Annotated in this window: 21 protein-coding genes; 5 read left to right on the forward strand and 16 right to left on the reverse strand. The window is 73.4% G+C overall.

What is annotated here, in order from left to right:
- Positions 1-38: 38 nt before the first annotated feature.
- The 8 genes from trpM to hisI all read right to left on the reverse strand — a co-directional run bounded on the left by trpM (position 39) and on the right by hisI (position 5,227).
- Positions 39-260 (reverse strand): tryptophan biosynthesis modulator TrpM, encoded by a 222-nt coding sequence (trpM, locus tag RZ50_RS11780; protein ID WP_374199911.1) that lies wholly within the window; start codon positions 258-260, stop codon positions 39-41.
- Entirely contained in the window at positions 199-1,005 is an 807-nt protein-coding gene (trpC, locus tag RZ50_RS11785; RefSeq protein ID WP_196950520.1) for an indole-3-glycerol phosphate synthase TrpC, read from the reverse strand. The genes trpM and trpC overlap by 62 nt, the downstream gene beginning before the upstream one ends.
- A gap of 221 nt (positions 1,006-1,226) precedes the next feature.
- The gene (locus RZ50_RS11790; RefSeq protein WP_308271594.1) at positions 1,227-1,667 is read right to left on the reverse strand and encodes a DUF2752 domain-containing protein; all 441 of its coding nucleotides are present in this window, start codon (positions 1,665-1,667) and stop codon (positions 1,227-1,229) included.
- A gap of 86 nt (positions 1,668-1,753) precedes the next feature.
- Positions 1,754-2,011 (reverse strand): HGxxPAAW family protein, encoded by a 258-nt coding sequence (locus RZ50_RS11795; protein ID WP_196950521.1) that lies wholly within the window; start codon positions 2,009-2,011, stop codon positions 1,754-1,756.
- A gap of 135 nt (positions 2,012-2,146) precedes the next feature.
- Positions 2,147-2,737: a TIGR02234 family membrane protein gene (locus RZ50_RS11800; protein ID WP_308271595.1), complete on the reverse strand. Its 591-nt coding sequence runs from the start codon at positions 2,735-2,737 to the stop codon at positions 2,147-2,149.
- A gap of 68 nt (positions 2,738-2,805) precedes the next feature.
- On the reverse strand, positions 2,806-3,276 hold the full coding sequence (locus RZ50_RS11805; RefSeq protein ID WP_196950522.1) for a Uma2 family endonuclease: 471 nt from the start codon (positions 3,274-3,276) through the stop codon (positions 2,806-2,808).
- Between the two features lie 18 nt (positions 3,277-3,294).
- Positions 3,295-4,815: an anthranilate synthase component I gene (locus RZ50_RS11810; protein ID WP_217680510.1), complete on the reverse strand. Its 1,521-nt coding sequence runs from the start codon at positions 4,813-4,815 to the stop codon at positions 3,295-3,297.
- Between the two features lie 40 nt (positions 4,816-4,855).
- Positions 4,856-5,227: a phosphoribosyl-AMP cyclohydrolase gene (gene hisI, locus RZ50_RS11815; RefSeq protein WP_196950524.1), complete on the reverse strand. Its 372-nt coding sequence runs from the start codon at positions 5,225-5,227 to the stop codon at positions 4,856-4,858.
- Positions 5,228-5,360: 133 nt separating this feature from the next.
- Here hisI and RZ50_RS11820 point away from each other — a divergent pair, with 133 nt between their 5' ends.
- The 3 genes from RZ50_RS11820 (at position 5,361) to RZ50_RS11830 (ending at position 7,547) form a co-directional block, all read left to right on the forward strand.
- Positions 5,361-5,942, forward strand: coding sequence for a hypothetical protein (locus RZ50_RS11820; protein WP_196950525.1), 582 nt, complete (start codon positions 5,361-5,363; stop codon positions 5,940-5,942).
- A gap of 20 nt (positions 5,943-5,962) precedes the next feature.
- Positions 5,963-6,601: a TIGR03085 family metal-binding protein gene (locus RZ50_RS11825; RefSeq protein WP_196950526.1), complete on the forward strand. Its 639-nt coding sequence runs from the start codon at positions 5,963-5,965 to the stop codon at positions 6,599-6,601.
- A 166-nt stretch (positions 6,602-6,767) separates the two neighbouring features.
- Positions 6,768-7,547: a VOC family protein gene (locus RZ50_RS11830; protein WP_196950527.1), complete on the forward strand. Its 780-nt coding sequence runs from the start codon at positions 6,768-6,770 to the stop codon at positions 7,545-7,547.
- A 54-nt stretch (positions 7,548-7,601) separates the two neighbouring features.
- Here RZ50_RS11830 and hisF read toward each other — a convergent pair whose 3' ends face one another.
- Genes hisF through hisD form a run of 8 tightly spaced genes read right to left on the reverse strand, consistent with a single transcriptional unit; the run spans position 7,602 to position 13,368 of the window.
- A complete protein-coding gene (hisF, locus tag RZ50_RS11835) occupies positions 7,602-8,372 on the reverse strand; it encodes an imidazole glycerol phosphate synthase subunit HisF (protein WP_196950528.1) in 771 nt (256 codons plus the stop codon).
- Positions 8,369-8,800: a RidA family protein gene (locus RZ50_RS11840; RefSeq protein ID WP_196950529.1), complete on the reverse strand. Its 432-nt coding sequence runs from the start codon at positions 8,798-8,800 to the stop codon at positions 8,369-8,371. Before RZ50_RS11840 ends, hisF begins: the two co-directional genes overlap by 4 nt.
- Positions 8,797-9,522 (reverse strand): bifunctional 1-(5-phosphoribosyl)-5-((5-phosphoribosylamino)methylideneamino)imidazole-4-carboxamide isomerase/phosphoribosylanthranilate isomerase PriA, encoded by a 726-nt coding sequence (gene priA, locus RZ50_RS11845; protein ID WP_196950574.1) that lies wholly within the window; start codon positions 9,520-9,522, stop codon positions 8,797-8,799. The genes RZ50_RS11840 and priA overlap by 4 nt, the downstream gene beginning before the upstream one ends.
- Positions 9,523-9,539: 17 nt before the next feature.
- Positions 9,540-10,175: an imidazole glycerol phosphate synthase subunit HisH gene (gene hisH / locus RZ50_RS11850; protein WP_196950530.1), complete on the reverse strand. Its 636-nt coding sequence runs from the start codon at positions 10,173-10,175 to the stop codon at positions 9,540-9,542.
- A 37-nt stretch (positions 10,176-10,212) separates the two neighbouring features.
- Complete coding sequence (locus tag RZ50_RS11855; RefSeq protein WP_196950531.1) at positions 10,213-10,365, reverse strand: hypothetical protein; 153 nt, start codon at positions 10,363-10,365, stop codon at positions 10,213-10,215.
- Entirely contained in the window at positions 10,362-10,955 is a 594-nt protein-coding gene (gene hisB, locus RZ50_RS11860) for an imidazoleglycerol-phosphate dehydratase HisB (protein WP_049650368.1), read from the reverse strand. Before hisB ends, RZ50_RS11855 begins: the two co-directional genes overlap by 4 nt.
- A gap of 5 nt (positions 10,956-10,960) precedes the next feature.
- Entirely contained in the window at positions 10,961-12,064 is a 1,104-nt protein-coding gene (locus RZ50_RS11865; protein WP_196950532.1) for a histidinol-phosphate transaminase, read from the reverse strand.
- Complete coding sequence (hisD, locus tag RZ50_RS11870; protein ID WP_196950533.1) at positions 12,061-13,368, reverse strand: histidinol dehydrogenase; 1,308 nt, start codon at positions 13,366-13,368, stop codon at positions 12,061-12,063. Before hisD ends, RZ50_RS11865 begins: the two co-directional genes overlap by 4 nt.
- Before the next feature lie 90 nt (positions 13,369-13,458).
- Between hisD and RZ50_RS11875 the strand changes: the two genes are divergently transcribed.
- Together RZ50_RS11875 and RZ50_RS11880 are read left to right on the forward strand one after the other, a co-directional pair.
- Entirely contained in the window at positions 13,459-15,039 is a 1,581-nt protein-coding gene (locus RZ50_RS11875) for an oxidoreductase (protein ID WP_196950534.1), read from the forward strand.
- A gap of 60 nt (positions 15,040-15,099) precedes the next feature.
- Positions 15,100-15,828 (forward strand): LON peptidase substrate-binding domain-containing protein, encoded by a 729-nt coding sequence (locus RZ50_RS11880; protein WP_308271596.1) that lies wholly within the window; start codon positions 15,100-15,102, stop codon positions 15,826-15,828.
- The last annotated feature ends 3 nt before the right edge of the window (positions 15,829-15,831 follow it).

The following is a 15,831-nucleotide window of genomic DNA, read 5'->3' on the forward strand; positions in this document are numbered from 1 at the left end:
GCGGGCAGGCCGGGTCCAGCCGTGCACGCCGGCTGGTTTCAGCCCTGCGTCACGCGCCATCGCCGCCCCGGCACCTGCCCCGGCTCGCAGCCGATCACGTACCGCACCCGACGCCCCAGCACCCGGCGTGCGGGCGCGCGGCAGCCGCGCGGGCGGCAGCCGGGGGCGAGTCGGGTGGCGATCTTCATCCGGACCGCGTCAGTCCTTGTGCCGCACGGCCGGGTGGGCCCCGGCCGCGACCAGGTCGGCGACCGCGGCACGCGGGTCCCGGCCGGTCACCAGGGACTCGCCCACCAGCACCGCGTCGGCGCCCAGGTTGGCGTAGCTGATGACGTCCAGCGGTCCGCGCACGCCGGACTCGGCGACCTTGACGACGCTGTCCGGGATGGCGTGGGCCACGTTCTCGAAGGTGTTGCGGTCCACCTCAAGGGTCTTGAGGTTGCGGGCGTTGACGCCGATGATCCGCGCCCCGGCGTCCACCGCGCGCTTGATCTCCTCCTCGTCGTGCACCTCGACCAGCGGCGTGAGGCCGATCGACTCGGCGCGCTCGATCAGCGACACCAGGGCCGGCTGGTCGAGGGCGGCGACGATCAGCAGGGCGAGGTCGGCGCCGTGCGCGCGGGCCTCCCACAGCTGGTAGGCGGTGACGATGAAGTCCTTGCGCAGCAGCGGGGTGTCCACCGCGGCCCGGACGGTGTCCAGGTCGGCGAGCGACCCGCCGAAGCGGCGCTGCTCGGTCAGCACGCTGATCGCGGCGGCACCGCCGGCCGCGTAGTCGCGGGCCAGGGCGGCCGGGTCGGCGATCGCGGCCAGAGCACCCTTGGACGGGCTGGAGCGCTTCACCTCGCAGATCACCCGGACCCCGTCGCCCCTGAGGGCGGCGACGCCGTCCTTGGCCGCCGGGGCCTTGGCCGCGAGCTCCTTGAGCTCGTCCAGGGAAACCCGGGCCTGCCGCTCGGCGAGGTCCTCACGGACCCCTTCGATGATCGTGTCGAGCACACTCACTCGGGAGCCCCCATCTCTAGATCTGCCGGTCCGCCAGCCCCTTTTGATGCTGGTTTCCCGGCGCGAGCCGGACGGGCGGGGGCCCGTCGGCACTTCGATGGTATCGGCACCCGGGGGCGCGCGGCGCATCCGCCCGGCTCGCGTCTCGCGGAGCGGGACGCCCCGGCGGCGGCTCCCAGCTGCGGATTCACCGGATCCACGGCGGTCCGGCTCCGGCCGGCTCAGACCACCGGCGGCGCGAGACCGGCCCCCACCGGCAGGTTGCGGACCACCGCGAACACCAGCACCAGCAGGACGATCAGCGCCCAGCGCCGGGCCCCGACCGAGACCCTCGGCGGCGGCCCTCCGGTCAGCGCGGCCCAGCCCCAGCGCAGCCAGAGCACCGCCAGGACGCCGAACAGCAGGACGGCGACCGCGTTGTCGTGCAGGGCGCCGGTGAGGTCCCCGTGGGCCAGCGCGTGGACGCAGCGCAGGCCCCCGCAGCCGGGGCACCACCAGCCGGTGGCGGTCAGGAAGGGGCAGTCGGGGTAGTGCCCGGGAGCGTTCGGGTCCACCACGGCGACGTACGCGGTGGGGACGGCCACCGCCGCCAGCGCGGCCAGCGGCGGGCCCAGCCGGCGCACTACGGGCGGCGGGGCGGAGGTGGTGGGGGCGGCGTTCACGCCCCGATTCTGCCCGTGCCGGGCCCGGACAGAACGAAACGGCGGGCGTGGCGCGCCCGCCGTTCCAATGTGCGAAAAGCGTGTTGTCAGGCCGCGGCAAGCGCCTCGCGGGCCGCCCGCTGCTCCTCGACCGACTTGTAGACGTTCGCGCTGGGCTGCTGGCCCATGCCGGCCATCGACATGGCCTTGCCGACGACCCCGCCGGCCAGGACGACCGCCAGGCCGACACAGGTCAGCAGCACCGACGGCAGGATCATCGCGACACCCGCGATGCCGAAGCCGACGAACGAGATGATCACGCCGGTCCAGGCGGCGGGGGTGTGGCCGTGTGCTGCTGCTGCCATCGATGGTGCTCCTTGGCTCTCGGGGCCCGGCCGGGCCTACGGGGCCGCCGGCGGGTTGACGGGTTCCATTGTGCCGGGCCACACACCGGCGCCCCAAAGCGGGTGGCGGGTCTATCGCGTCACATGCGGGGGAGGTCAGACCGCCGTCGGGTCCTCACCGCGGTCCAGGGCCTTCCACAGGTCACCCGGGGTGTCGGTCCTCGCCGGGGCCTTGCGGGTCGGCGCCTCGTAGCGGCTGCCCATGGCCGGCCAGCCGCGGCCGTAGCGCAGGGTGATCAGCCCGGCCAGGGCCAGCAGCAGCCCGCCGACCAGCGCGACCCACGGCCAGCCGGTGTGCGAGACCCCGGTGGCGGTCGAGCCGGCCAGGGCGAGCTTGCCGGAGGCGGCGGAGTCCAGCGCGGCGGTGTCCGAGGCCCCGGCCACCGAGGCGGCGGCCGCGCCCAGCCCGGCCAGCAGCGTCAGCGCGCCGACGGCGAGCCGGCCGACGCCGCGCACCGCGAACACCGCGACGGCCGCGGCCAGGCCCACCAGGGCCAGCCCGCCGGGCAGTTCGGAGATCTTGCCGCCGGTGACGGACACGTCCAATGTGCCGGCCCGGCCCTCGGCCCAGACCCGCCCGGCCGCGGTCAGCACCAGCACGGCGCTCAGCACGGTCAGCAGCAGCATCATGCCGAGGGTGCGGCGGCTGGGGGCGGCGGGGGCAGGAGTCTGGTCTGCAGCGGTCACCCGTCCACTATCCCCCGGCCGACACCCCCGCCGGTACCCGGGGTGTCCGCCCGGGGCCCGTCCGCTGGTCAGGCCGTGCCCGGGGCGGCCGCTCCGGTGGGGAAGTCGTCGGTCCTCAGCACCAGCGTGCGGTCGCCGAGCGGCAGGAACAGGTCGTTGCCGAACGGCACCCGCTCGGCCTCCCGGTACACCCCTTCGGGGGACGGCGCGGTGTGCACGGTGCACGCCCGCGCCGCCGGGTCGACCACCACGTACAGCGGCACGCCGCTCTGCGCGTACGCCCGTCCGGCCTCCGCCAGGCCCGGCCGCGCCAGCTCCAGCACCGCCTCGACCGCGGTGGCCCCGTACCGGCCCCGGGCGCCGTGGACGGCTCCGGGGGCCAGCACCGCCAGGTCGGGGGCGAGCGGGCCGGGTGCGGCCGGGAAGTCGACCAGGACCCGGGACAGCACCCGGCCGTGCCCCGCCAGCTCCTCCCGGAGCTGGACGGCGGCGTCGAACACGAACCCCCACCGCAGTTCGTCGTGCGGCACCTCGGACATCGGCCGCCTCCTCACGCGCTACGACAGTTCCGGCGTCCGCAGCGTATTGGCGGTGGCGACGGCCCGCAGCACGGCGGCCGCCTTGTTGCGGCACTCGGTGTCCTCGCCGTGCGGGTCGGAGTCGGCGACCACGCCCGCGCCCGCCTGCACGAACGCGGTGCCGTCGCGCAGCACCGCGGTGCGGATCGCGATCGCGGTGTCCGAGTCCCCGGCGAAGTCCAGATAGCCGACGCAGCCGCCGTACAGGCCGCGCCGGGTGGGCTCCAGCTCCTCGATGATCCGCATCGCCCGGGGCTTGGGCGCGCCGGAGAGCGTGCCGGCCGGGAAGCAGGCGGTCAGCACGTCGAAGGCGCTGCGCCCGGGGGCGACCCTGCCGGTGACGGTGGAGACGATGTGCATCACGTGGCTGTAGCGCTCGATCTGCATGAAGTCGACCACCTCGACGCTGCCCGGCTCGCAGACCCGCCCGAGGTCGTTGCGGCCGAGGTCCACCAGCATCAGGTGCTCGGCCCGCTCCTTCGGGTCGGCGAGCAGCTCGGCGGCCAGCGCCGCGTCCTCGTGCGGGGTGGCGCCGCGGTGCCGGGTGCCGGCGATCGGGTGCAGCATCGCCTCGCCGTCGGCGACCTTGACCAGCGCCTCCGGGCTGGAGCCGACCACGTCGAAGCCGCCCTCGGCGCCCCCGTCCGGCCCGGGGAAGCGGAACAGGTACATGTACGGGCTGGGGTTGGTGGTGCGCAGCACGCGGTAGACGTCCAGCGCGGAGGCCGGGCAGGGCGCCTCGAAGCGCTGCGAGGGGACGACCTGGAAGGCCTCCCCGGCCCGGATCCGCTCCTTGACGACCTCCACGGCCGCCCGGTACGGCTCCCCGCCGAACGGCGAGTGCACCTCGCCCGGGCCGGCCGGGGTGAAGGTGGCCAGGCCCGGGTCGACCGGCTTGAGCAGGTCGGCCTCCATCGCGTCCAGGCGGGCCACCGCGTCCGCCCAGGCCTCGTCCACGCCGCTGGCCAGGTCGTTGTGGTTGACGGCGTTGGCGATCAGCAGCACCGTGCCGTCGTTGTGGTCGAGCACCGCGAGGTCGGTGGCCAGCAGCATGGTCAGCTCGGGCAGCTTGAGGTCGTCCGGGTTGAGGTCGGGCAGCTTCTCCAGCCGGCGGACGACGTCGTAGCCGAGGTAGCCGACCAGGCCGCCGGTCAGCGGGGGCAGGCCGTCGTCGGCGTGGCGCGGGGTGTGCAGCGCCTCCAGGGCGGCGCGCAGCACCTGCAACGGGTCGCCGCTGGTGGGGATGCCGACCGGCGGGGTGCCGAGCCAGCGGGCCCCGCCGTTCTCGTCGGCGGTCAGCACGGCGGCGCTGCGCACGCCGACGAAGGAGTAGCGCGACCAGCGGCCCTGCTCGGCGGACTCCAGCAGGAAGGTGCCGGGCCGTTCCTCGGCGAGGCTGCGGTAGAGGCCGATCGGGGTGAGGCCGTCCGCGAGGAGCCTGCGGGTGACCGGGATCACCCGGGTGTCGACGGCGAGCTTGCGGAAGGCTTCGAGGTCCATGAGCGGCGGCACCTTCTGGAGTTCTTCTAGTGGGCTGGGGTCAGGAGAGCGGGAGCACGTCGGCGTCGAAGCAGGTGCGGTCGCCGGTGTGGCAGGCCGCACCGGTCTGGTCGACCTTGACCAGCAGGGTGTCGCCGTCGCAGTCGAGCGCCACCGACTTGACCGCCTGCACGTGGCCCGAGGTGTCGCCCTTGACCCAGTACTCGCGGCGGCTGCGGCTCCAGTAGGTGCAGCGGCCGGTGGTGAGCGTGCGGTGCAGCGCCTCGTCGTCCATCCAGCCGAGCATCAGCACCTCGCCGGTGTCGTACTGCTGCGCGACGGCCGGGAGCAGGCCGTCCTCGGTGCGCTTGAGGCGCGCGGCGATCGCGGGGTCGAGGGCGGTGGTGCCGGGGGCGGCGGGTGTGGTGGACATGGGGCCATTGTGTCAGCCCGGCCGCGGCACCCGGGCGCCCGTCCAGGGGGTGAACCGTACGGGGACGCACCGTTCGGGGCGAGTTCCGCGAACCGCCTGCCGGGCGGGGCCCGGGTGGGCCATCCTCGTGGCCATGACCTCAGAGCAGCAGCCGCCCGAAGCCGCCGCCTCCCGCCCGTCCCGCAGCATGGTCATCGCCGTCGCCGCCGTCCTGGCCCTGCTCCTGGCGGTGGTCGCCACCGTGCTGCTCTGGCCGCAGGACGCCCCCGAGCCGGCCGCCGCACCGCCACCACCGCCCACCCCCACACTCACCCCGACGCCGACCCCCACCCCCACGCCCACCCCCACCAAGCCGCAACCCCCGTACGCCTTCTTCCCGGTGGGCACCTGCTTCGACCACCCGCAGCTGAGCCCGGTGATCACCCGCGCCGAGGAACGCCCCTGCGCCGGCGAACACGACGGCGAGGTGATCGCCGACCTCACACTGGCCGACGGACTCACCGGAGAACTCCCCATCGCCCTCGCCATGCGGGACGGCTGCAAGCAGGCCGAGGCCGCCGCCAAGGCCAGGCAGCCCGACGGAAGGACCTACTACCCACGGCAGTTCGGCCCCGCCCTGGTCAACTACCAACAGGGCTGGCGCGACTACTCCTGCACCCTGACCTCCGGCAACAAGCAGGGCGCCCCCAAACTCACCGGCCAGCTCCACCCCTAGACACGACCTAGGCTTCCACCATGTCGAACCACGCCCTCGCCGAACGCCACCGCCTCGCCCAACTCCTCACAGCCGCCGGGCCGGACGCCCCCACGCTCTGTGCCGGGTGGACGACCCGGGACCTCGCCGCCCACCTGGTGATCCGGGAGCGCCGCCCCGACGCGGCGGCCGGCATCAAGGTCGGCGCCCTGGCCGGCTGGACCCAGCGGGTGCAGGACGACTACGCGTCGCGCCCCTACGAGGAACTGGTACGGCTCTTCCGGGCCGGTCCGCCGGTCTACTCCCCGTTCGCCCTTCCCGGCGCGGACGAGGCGGCCAACACCGTCGAGTACTTCGTCCACGCCGAGGACGTCCTGCGGGCCACCGAGGACTGGACCCCCCTGCCCGTCCCGGAAGGCCGCGCCGAGGCCCTCTGGCGCCGCCTCCCCCTCATCGCCCGCATGGAAGCCCGCCGCCGCACCCCCGTCCGCCTCACCCTCACCCACCCCGACGGCCGCTCCCTCACCGTCGGCCCCGCCGACGCCCCCACCGTCCACCTCACCGGCACCCCCGGCGACCTGATCCTCTTCGCCTACGGCCGCGGCGCCCACACCACCCTGACCGTGGACGGCCCCCCGGACGCCGTCGAGGCCCTCCGCCACGCCCTGCCGCTGCCCTGAGCGAACCGCCTGCGCTGCCACCTCGACGTATCGAGGTGGCAGCGCAAGGAACTGCAACGCCCCCAGGGGCCGCCCCGGCTGCGGATGTCGGTGCCCGGGTGCAGACTCGCAGGTGGCCGGGGTTCGATCCGGGCAGTCCGGTCACCCTCCGTCGAAGGGGCACCTCATGCTGACCACCGCCTTCCCCGCCGGCTCGCCCTGCTGGATCGACCTGGGCAGCCCCGACATCCCCGCCACCGCCGAGTTCTACGGCAAGGTCTTCGGCTGGACGTTCCTGCCCATCCCGGGGGCGATGGGCTACGGCTTCGTGCAGTTGGACGGCAGGACCGCGGGCGCCATCGGCCCGATCGACAAGGGCGACCGCCCCACCTGGACGACGTACTTCCTCACCGTCGACGTCGACGCCACCGTGAAGGCCGCCGAGCAGTCCGGCGGCGCGGTCACGGTCCCGCCGACGGACGTGATGGAGGAGGGCCGGATGGCCCAGCTCACGGACCCGCAGGGCGCCCGCTTCGCGCTCTGGCAGCCCGGCAACACCCGAGGTCTGGACGCCGTCTCCGAGGACAACGCGCTGGTCTGGGCCGAGTTGCACACCCCCGACCCGGACGGCGCCTCGGCCTTCTACCAGGGCCTGTTCGGCTGGCGGGTGGAGAACTTCGAGCCGTCCCCCGGCATGAGCTACCGGGTGGTCTCCACGTCCGAGGGCGACCAGCGGCAGACCGGCTTCGGCGGGATCGCCCCGACGATGCAGGAGGAGCAGCCCGCCGCCTGGACGCCGTACTTCGCCGCCTCCGACGTGGACGCGCTGGTGACCAAGGCGACGGCGGCCGGCGGCTCGGTGCTGATGTCGGCCTCGGACGTGCAGAACGTCGGCCGGCTCGCCTGGCTGGCCGATCCGAACGGCGCGCCCTTCGCCCTGATCAAGGGCGAGCCGAGCGAGTCCTGACCCACGGGAAGAGGGCCCGCCGCGGAAGCAGCGGGCCCTCGTACGGGAAGGGCGTCACCGCACCGGGTGCCCGGCCTCCCGCAGCGCGTTCTTGACCTCGCCGATCCGCAGGTCCCCGAAGTGGAACACGCTGGCCGCGAGCACCGCGTCCGCGCCCGCCTCCACGGCCGGGGCGAAGTCGCCGAGCTTGCCCGCCCCGCCGGAGGCGATGACCGGCACGGAGACGGCCTTGCGCACGGCCCGGATCATCTCCAGGTCGTAGCCGTCCTTGGTGCCGTCCGCGTCCATCGAGTTGAGCAGGATCTCCCCCGCCCCCAACTCGGCCGCGCGGCCCGCCCACTCGACGGCGTCCAGCCCGGTGCCCTGCCGCCCGCCGTAGGTGGTGACCTCGTAGCCGGACTCGGTCTCCGTACCGGGAGCGCAGCGCCGGGCGTCGACCGACAGCACCAGCACCTGCCGCCCGAACCGCTGGGCGATCTCGCGGATCAGCTCCGGCCGGGCGATGGCCGCGGTGTTGACCCCGACCTTGTCGGCACCGGCCCGCAGCAGCTTGTTCACGTCCTCGACGGCCCGGATGCCGCCGCCGACGGTCAGCGGGATGAACACCTGCTCGGCGGTGCGGCGGACGACGTCGTAGGTGGTCTCGCGGTCGCCGGAGGAGGCGGTGATGTCGAGGAAGGTCAACTCGTCGGCGCCCTCGGCGTCGTACAGCTTGGCCATCTCGACCGGGTCCCCGGCGTCGCGCAGGTTCTGGAAGTTGACGCCCTTGACCACCCGCCCGGCGTCCACGTCCAGGCAGGGGATGACACGTACGGCGAGGGTCATGGCTGTTTGCCTTCCAGGGTCTTTGCCAGCCCGGCACGGTACGCGTCGATCTCGACCTCGACCATCATCCGGGAGTCGATCAGTCCCTCGACCACCACCATGGTGGCCACCGGGCGTGCGGCGTCGAAGAGTTCGCGGTGGGCGCGGCCCACCTCCTCGGCGTCGCGGACGTGGGTGATGTACATCCGGGTGCGGACCACGTCGTCCACGGTCAGACCGTACGCGGCCAGGGCCCTGAGCCCGACGCCGAAGGCGGCGAGGGTCTGCCCGTACGGGTCGCCCTCGTGCTCGATCCGGCCGTCCACCCAGGCGGTGGAGCCTGCCACGTGCACGTGGTCGCCCGCGGCGACCGCCCGGGAGTAGCCGAACTCCTCCTCCCAGGGGGAGAATCCACCGACCCGACCGCGTACGATCCGACCATCCGTCATCCGGAAACCGCCTCCAGGGCCTCTTCGAGGGTGAACTTCTGCTCGTAGAGTGCCTTGCCCACGATGGCGCCCTCGACACCCTCGCCGACGAGCGTGGCGATGGCCCGCAGGTCGTCCAGCGAGGAGACGCCGCCGGAGGCGACGACCGGGCGGTCGGTGGCGGCGCAGACGTCGCGCAGCAGCTGCAGGTTGGGGCCGGTCAGGGTGCCGTCGCGGTTGACGTCGGTGACGACGTAGCGGGCGCAGCCCTCCGCGTTCAGTCGCGCCAGCACGTCGAAGAGCTGGCCGCCGTCGCGGGTCCAGCCGCGGCCGCGCAGGGTGGTGCCGACGACGTCCAGGCCGACGGCGATCTTGTCGCCGTGCTCGGCGATGGCCTTGGCGACCCACTCCGGGGCCTCCAGGGCGGCGGTGCCGAGGTTGACCCGGGTGCAGCCGGTGGCGAGCGCCCGGGCGAGCGACTCGTCGTCGCGGATGCCGCCGGACAGCTCGACCTTGATGTCCAGCTGGCCGGTGACCTCGCGCAGCAGCTCGTAGTTGGAGCCGGTTCCGAAGGCGGCGTCGAGGTCGACCAGGTGGAGCCACTCGGCGCCGGCGTTCTGCCAGGCGAGGGCGGCGGCGAGCGGCTCGCCGAAGGAGGTCTCGGTGCCGGAGGCGCCCTTGACCAGGCGGACGGCCTGGCCGTCCCGGACATCGACGGCGGGCAGCAGCTCAAGGCTCATCAGTAACAACTCTCAGACGGTCAGAGGGTGTTGACCCAGTTGGTCAGCAGGGCGGCGCCGGCGTCGCCGGACTTCTCGGGGTGGAACTGGGTGGCCCACAGCGGGCCGTTCTCGACGGCGGCGACGAACGGCTGCCCGTGCGTGGCCCAGGTGACCAGCGGCGGGTTGATCCGCGCGCTGTGGGCCTCCAGCTCCCAGTGCCGCACCCCGTACGAGTGCACGAAGTAGAAGCGGGTCTCCGGGTCCAGGCCGGCGAACATCCGGCTGCCCTCGGGCACGTCCACGGTGTTCCAGCCCATGTGCGGGACGACCGGGGCGTCCAGCGGCTCGACGGTACCCGGCCACTCGTCGCAGCCGGCCGTCTCGACGCCGTGCTCGACGCCCTTCTCGAAGAGGATCTGCATGCCGACGCAGATGCCCATGACCGGGCGGCCCCCGGCGAGCCGGCGGCCGATGATCCAGTCCCCGCGGACCGACTTCAGCCCGCGCATGCAGGCCTCGAAGGCGCCGACGCCGGGGACGAGCAGGCCGTCCGCGGCCATCGCGGTGTCGTAGTCGGAGCTGACCGTGACGTCCGCCCCGGTCCGCTCCAGGGCACGCTGCGCGGAGCGGAGGTTGCCGGAGCCGTAGTCGAGGACGACGACGTTCTTGCCCATGTTCAGGTGTCCAGTCTCTCTACGGGGCCAGGCGGGTCTACAGGCGCATGAGGCCGGAGGCCAGGCACATCACGGAACCGAAGGCCAGCACCAGGATGACGCCCTTCGGCAGCTTCTGCTTCCAGAAGGAGATCACTCCGCCGGCCAGGAAGAGGCCGACGAAGACGAGGATCAACGCGGACTTGCTCACAGCGCACCCTTGGTCGACGGGAGGATTCCGGCCGCGCGCGGGTCGCGCTCGGCGGCGTAGCGCAGCGCCCGGGCCAGCGCCTTGAACTGGCACTCCACGATGTGGTGCGCGTTGCGCCCGTACGGGACGTGCACGTGCAGCGCGATCTGCGCCTGGGCCACGAAGGACTCCAGGATGTGCCGGGTCATCGTGGTGTCGTAGCTGCCGATCATCGGCGCGATGCCCTCGGGCTCGGTGTGCACCAGGTAGGGCCGGCCGGAGAGGTCCACGGTGACCTGGGCGAGCGACTCGTCGAGCGGCACCGTGCAGTTGCCGAAGCGGTAGATGCCCACCTTGTCGCCGAGCGCCTGCTTGAAGGCGGCGCCGAGCGCGAGGGCGGTGTCCTCGATGGTGTGGTGGGTGTCGATGTGCAGGTCGCCGTCGGTCTTGACGGTGAGGTCGAACAGACCGTGGCGGCCGAGCTGGTCGAGCATGTGGTCGTAGAACCCGACGCCCGTGGAGATGTCGGTCCGGCCGGTGCCGTCGAGGTCTATCTCGACCAGGACGGAGGTCTCCTTGGTGGTGCGTTCGACGCGTCCGATGCGGGACATACGGGTTACAGCTCCTTGATCACGTTGCGGACGGCGTCCAGGAAGGCGTCGTTCTCGGCTGGCGTGCCGGCGGTGACGCGCAGCCACCCGGGGACGCCGTTGTCACGGACCAGGACGCCCTGGTCGAGGATGGCCTGCCAGACGGCGTGGGTGTCGGCGAAGCGGCCGAACTGGACGAAGTTGGCGTCCGAGTCGGTCACCTCCAGGCCCATGCCCCGCAGCGCGTCCACCAGCCGGTCGCGCTCCTCCTTGAGCCGTCCGACGTACCCGAGCAGGGTGTCGGTGTGCTCCAGGCAGGCCAGCGCGGTGGCCTGGGTGACGGCCGACAGGTGGTACGGCAGGCGCACCAGCTGGACGGCGTCGACCACGGCCGCGTCGGCGGCCAGGTAGCCCAGGCGCAGCCCGGCGGCGCCGAAGGCCTTGGACATGGTGCGGCTGACCACCAGGTTGGGCCGGCCCTCGATCAGCGGCAGCAGCGAGGCGCGGTGCGAGAACTCGACGTACGCCTCGTCCACCACCACCAGGCTGGGCCGGGCGGCCTGCGCGGCCTCGTACAGCCGCAGCACCGTGTCGGCCTCGACGGCGGTGCCGGTCGGGTTGTTCGGCGAGCAGATGAACACCACGTTCGGCCGGTGCTCGGCGATGGCGGTGACGGCGGCGTCCACGTCGATGGTGAAGTCGTCGTTGCGCGGGCCGGAGATCCAGGCGGTGCCGGTGCCCCGGGAGATCAGCGCGTGCATCGAGTACGAGGGCTCGAAGCCGAGCGCGCTGCGGCCGGGGCCGCCGAAGGTCTGGAGGAGCTGCTGGAGCACCTCGTTGGAGCCGTTGGCGGCCCACACCTGCTCGCGGACGACGGGGAAGCCGGTGGTGCGGGTCAGGTAGGCGGCCAGGCCCTCGCGCAGCTCCACCGCGTCCCGGTCGGGGTAGCGGTTCAGGCTCCGGGCGGCCTCGGCGACGCGCTCGGCGATCCGGGCGACCAGCTCCTCGGGCAGCGGGTACGGGTTCTCGTTGGTGTTCAGCTGTACGGGAACGTCCAACTGCGGTGCGCCGTACGGGGACTGGCCGCGCAGCTCGTCGCGGACGGGGAGGTCGTCGATGCGGATGCTCATGCTCCCGGCACCGTCCAATCGAACCGGGCCTTGATGGCGTCCCCGTGCCCGGGGAGGTCCTCGGCGTTGGCCAGGTTGACCACGTGCGCGGCGACGTCCGCGAGCGCGTCCCGGTCGTACTCGACGACCTGGACGCCGCGCAGGAAGGTCTGCACCGACAGCCCGGAGGAGTGGCAGGCGCAGCCGCCGGTCGGCAGCACGTGGTTGGAGCCGGCCGCGTAGTCGCCGAGCGAGACCGGGGTCCAGCGGCCGATGAAGACCGCGCCGGCGTTGACGACGCGGGCGGCGACCGCGTGCGGCTCGCGGGTCTGGATCTCCAGGTGCTCGGCCGCGTACGCGTTGACCACGGCGAGGCCCTGCTCCAGGTCGTCGACCAGGATGATGCCGGACTGCCGGCCGCCCAGCGCCTCGGCCACCCGCTCGCTGTGCTTGGTCCTGGCGACCTGCACGGCCAGCTCGGCCTCGACCGCGTCGGCGAGCGCCGGGGAGTCGGTGACCAGCACGGAGCCGGAGGTCGGGCCGTGCTCGGCCTGGCTGATCAGGTCGGCGGCGACGTCGCTCGGCAGCGCGCTGTCGTCGGCCAGGACCGCGATCTCGGTCGGGCCGGCCTCGGAGTCGATGCCGATCCGGCCGGCGAACAGCCGCTTGGCGGCGGCCACGTAGATGTTGCCGGGGCCGGTGACCATGTTGACCGGCGCGCACTCCTCGGTGCCCAGGGCGAACATCGCGACCGCCTGGGCGCCGCCGACGGAGTAGACCTCGTCCACGCCGAGCAGCGCGCAGGCCGCCAGGATGGTCGGGTGGACGCGCCCGCCGAACTCTTTCTGCGGCGGGGAGGTGACCGCGATGCCCGTCACGCCCGCCTCCTGGGCCGGCACCACGTTCATCACCACGGAGGACGGGTAGACCGCCAGCCCGCCCGGCACGTACAGCCCGACCCGCTCGACCGGCACCCAGCGCTGGGTGACGGTGCCGCCCGGCACCACCTGCGTGGTGTGCCCGGTGCGGCGCTGGTCCGCGTGCACGGCGCGGGCCCGGCGGATCGACTCCTCCAACGCGGCCCGCACCTTCGGGTCCAGCGTCTCCAGGGCCTCGGTCAGCTGCTCGGCGGGCACCCGGGTGGACTCCAGCCGGACGCCGTCGAAGCGCTCGGTGATCTCGATCAGCGCCGCGACCCCGCGATGGCGTACGTCCTCCGCGATCGGCCGCACCTTCTCCAGGGCGGCCGCGACGTCGAACTCGGCACGGGGCAGCAGGTCACGCGGGTCGTCGAGCGAGCCGCGGAGGTCGATTCGAGAGATCACGCCACCCAGTGTAAGGAGTGGCCGGAATCGCTGGTCCCGTATTTCAGTCCGTGATACGAAAGGCGAGACGAACGGGGGACGGGGGAAAACATGGCGGAATCCGCTCCAGAAGGCTGGACCGACACCGAACGGGAGCTCTGGGAGGCCTTCCGCCAGGGTGAGATCTTCGACCGCCGGAGTGGCCGAGCCAACACCGACGACCCCTTCGGGGACGCCCCCTGGGGCCCCGAGCGGATGGTCAGCGCCGAGGTGCTCGCCCATCTGCTGCTGGCCGGCCCGGAGCCCGTCGCCGGGCGGGTCGCCTCGCTGCGGATGAGCGGGGTGACCGTCACCGGCGCGCTCAACCTGGCCGGCGGCCACATCGAACGGTACGTCGAACTGCGCGGCTGCCGCTTCGAACACAAGATCCTCGTCTCCGAGGCCTCGGCCAGCACCCTGCGCATGATCGACTGCCTGATCCCGCGGATCGAGGCCTCCCGGCTCTCCACCACCGGCGACCTCCACCTGGCCCGCTGCCGGATCCCCGAGGGCATCCGGCTCACCGACGCCAGGATCGGCACCGACCTGCTGCTCAACCAGGCCGTCGTCGGCGGCGACCGCTTCGGCCGCGCCATCTCCGCCGACGGAATGACCGTCCACCAGGACTTCGAGGCCGAACGCCTGGAAACCCACGGCGAGTTGAGCGTCGCCACGGCCCGGATCGGCGGCCGCTTCTCGCTCCGCGGCGCCCAGCTGCACTGCGACCCGCAGAACAGCCGCACCTGCCTCAACGGCGTCCGGCTCAACGTCAGCCACACCCTCTACCTGACCAGCTCCGCCGACGGCGGCTGGTCCGGCTCCCGCGGCTACTACGGCTCCGGCTACGGCCAGAGCCCCCCGCCCGGCGCCCCCAGCACCCCCTTCCGCGCCTTCGGCCAGGTGCGCCTCTCCGACTCCCGCTTCGACGCGGCCTGCCTGATCTCCGGGGAGTTCCACCTGGAGGGTGACGACGAGCTCTCGCTGCGCCGCATCCACACCCCCGAGCTGCGTTTCACCTGCCGGGTCCGGCCCACCGGGACGGTCTCGCTCTCCCGCGCCCGGATCGGCAACCTCGTCGACCGCCCGGACTCCTGGCCGCGCGGCAAGCACCTGGGCCTGACCGGCTTCGTCTACGAGAACCTGCGCCCGGTCGAGCCGTTCACCGTCCGCCAGCGGATCGCCTGGCTGGAGGGCTCCTCGGTGGACTTCCAGCCGGAGTCCTACGAGCAGCTCGCCGCCGCGATGCGCCGCGACGGAGCCGACGACGACGCCCGCGAGGTGCTGTACGCCAAGCAGCGGCGCCGCCGCCAGACCCTGCCGCTGCCCGCCCGGATCTGGGGCCTGGCCCAGGACGTCAGCGTCGGCTACGGCTACCGCCCCGGCCGGGCCGGCGCCTGGCTGCTGCTCGCCTGGGCGCTCGGCAGCCTCTGGTTCACCACCCACCCGATGGATCCGCTCAAGGCCGACGAGCGCCCGCACTGGAACCCGGTGCTCTACACCCTCAACCAGCTGCTGCCGATCGTCGACCTCAACCAGGGCGCCTGGAACCCGGGAGGGATCACCCAGTGGATCTCCGCCGGGCTGGTGGTGATCGGCTGGCTGCTCGCCTCCACCGTCGTGGCGGGCGCCACCAGGCTGCTCCAGCGGGGCTGACGGGTCTGACGGCGTCAACCCCGCGACAAGGCCCCGGCCCGGGGAACTACGCTGTCCGCCGTGACAGAACGGTTGCCGCTCTTCCCGCTGAACACGGTGCTCTACCCGGGCCTCGTGCTGCCCCTGAACGTCTTCGAGGAGCGCTACCGCCGTCTCGTCGCCGACCTGCTCGAACAGCCCGAGGACGCACCGCGCCGCTTCGGCGTGCTCGCGATCAAGGACGGCCGCGAGGTCTCCCCGGTCAGACCGGACGACGGCCCGGCCGGCCCGCTCGACCGGCTCGGCACCGCCACCGGCGACCCGCTGGAGGCGATGTACCACATCGGCTGCGTCGCCGACGTCTCCTCCGCCCAGAAGCGGCCCGACGACCGCTACGAGCTCCTGGTCACCGGCACCACCCGGTTCTGGCTGCGCTCGGTGGACACCTCCGGCCCGTACCTGACCGGCGAGATCGAGCCGATCGAGGAGCGCCCCGGCGAGGGCTCCGGCGCCCTCGCCGCCGAGGTGGAGCGGGCCTTCCGGATCTACCAGAAGCGCCTGGCCGGGGCCCGCGAGGCCAGCACCGTCGGCCGCCAGCAGCTCCCGGACGACCCCCAGGTGCTCTCCTACCTGGTCGCCGCCGCCTCGGTGTTCGAGGTCCCGGTCAAGCAGCGGCTGCTGGCCTGCCCCGACACCGCCCAGCGGCTGCGCACCGAGCTCGACCTGCTGCGCCGCGAGAGCAGCGTCCTCAGCTGGCTGCCCTCGCTCCCGGCGGTCGACCTCACCCGCCAGTCCTTCAGCCCCAACTGACCC

It is taken from the genome of Kitasatospora sp. SUK 42, assembly GCF_015776785.2.
GTDB lineage: Bacteria > Actinomycetota > Actinomycetes > Streptomycetales > Streptomycetaceae > Kitasatospora.

Excerpts from the sequence above, each read along its gene's own strand:
- RZ50_RS11795 (WP_196950521.1), bottom strand. The coding sequence starts at position 2,011 with ATGGCAGCAGCAGCACACGGCCACACCCCCGCCGCCTGGACCGGCGTG.
- hisH (WP_196950530.1), bottom strand. The coding sequence starts at position 10,175 with ATGGGCAAGAACGTCGTCGTCCTCGACTACGGCTCCGGCAACCTCCGC.
- RZ50_RS11840 (WP_196950529.1), bottom strand. The coding sequence starts at position 8,800 with ATGACGGATGGTCGGATCGTACGCGGTCGGGTCGGTGGATTCTCCCCC.
- hisI (WP_196950524.1), bottom strand. The coding sequence starts at position 5,227 with ATGTCCACCACACCCGCCGCCCCCGGCACCACCGCCCTCGACCCCGCG.
- RZ50_RS11830 (WP_196950527.1), top strand. The coding sequence starts at position 6,768 with ATGCTGACCACCGCCTTCCCCGCCGGCTCGCCCTGCTGGATCGACCTG.
- RZ50_RS11865 (WP_196950532.1), bottom strand. The coding sequence starts at position 12,064 with ATGAGCATCCGCATCGACGACCTCCCCGTCCGCGACGAGCTGCGCGGC.
- RZ50_RS11825 (WP_196950526.1), top strand. The coding sequence starts at position 5,963 with ATGTCGAACCACGCCCTCGCCGAACGCCACCGCCTCGCCCAACTCCTC.
- RZ50_RS11820 (WP_196950525.1), top strand. The coding sequence starts at position 5,361 with ATGACCTCAGAGCAGCAGCCGCCCGAAGCCGCCGCCTCCCGCCCGTCC.
- hisB (WP_049650368.1), bottom strand. The coding sequence starts at position 10,955 with ATGTCCCGCATCGGACGCGTCGAACGCACCACCAAGGAGACCTCCGTC.
- RZ50_RS11875 (WP_196950534.1), top strand. The coding sequence starts at position 13,459 with ATGGCGGAATCCGCTCCAGAAGGCTGGACCGACACCGAACGGGAGCTC.
- RZ50_RS11810 (WP_217680510.1), bottom strand. The coding sequence starts at position 4,815 with ATGGACCTCGAAGCCTTCCGCAAGCTCGCCGTCGACACCCGGGTGATC.
- hisF (WP_196950528.1), bottom strand. The coding sequence starts at position 8,372 with ATGACCCTCGCCGTACGTGTCATCCCCTGCCTGGACGTGGACGCCGGG.
- RZ50_RS11805 (WP_196950522.1), bottom strand. The coding sequence starts at position 3,276 with ATGTCCGAGGTGCCGCACGACGAACTGCGGTGGGGGTTCGTGTTCGAC.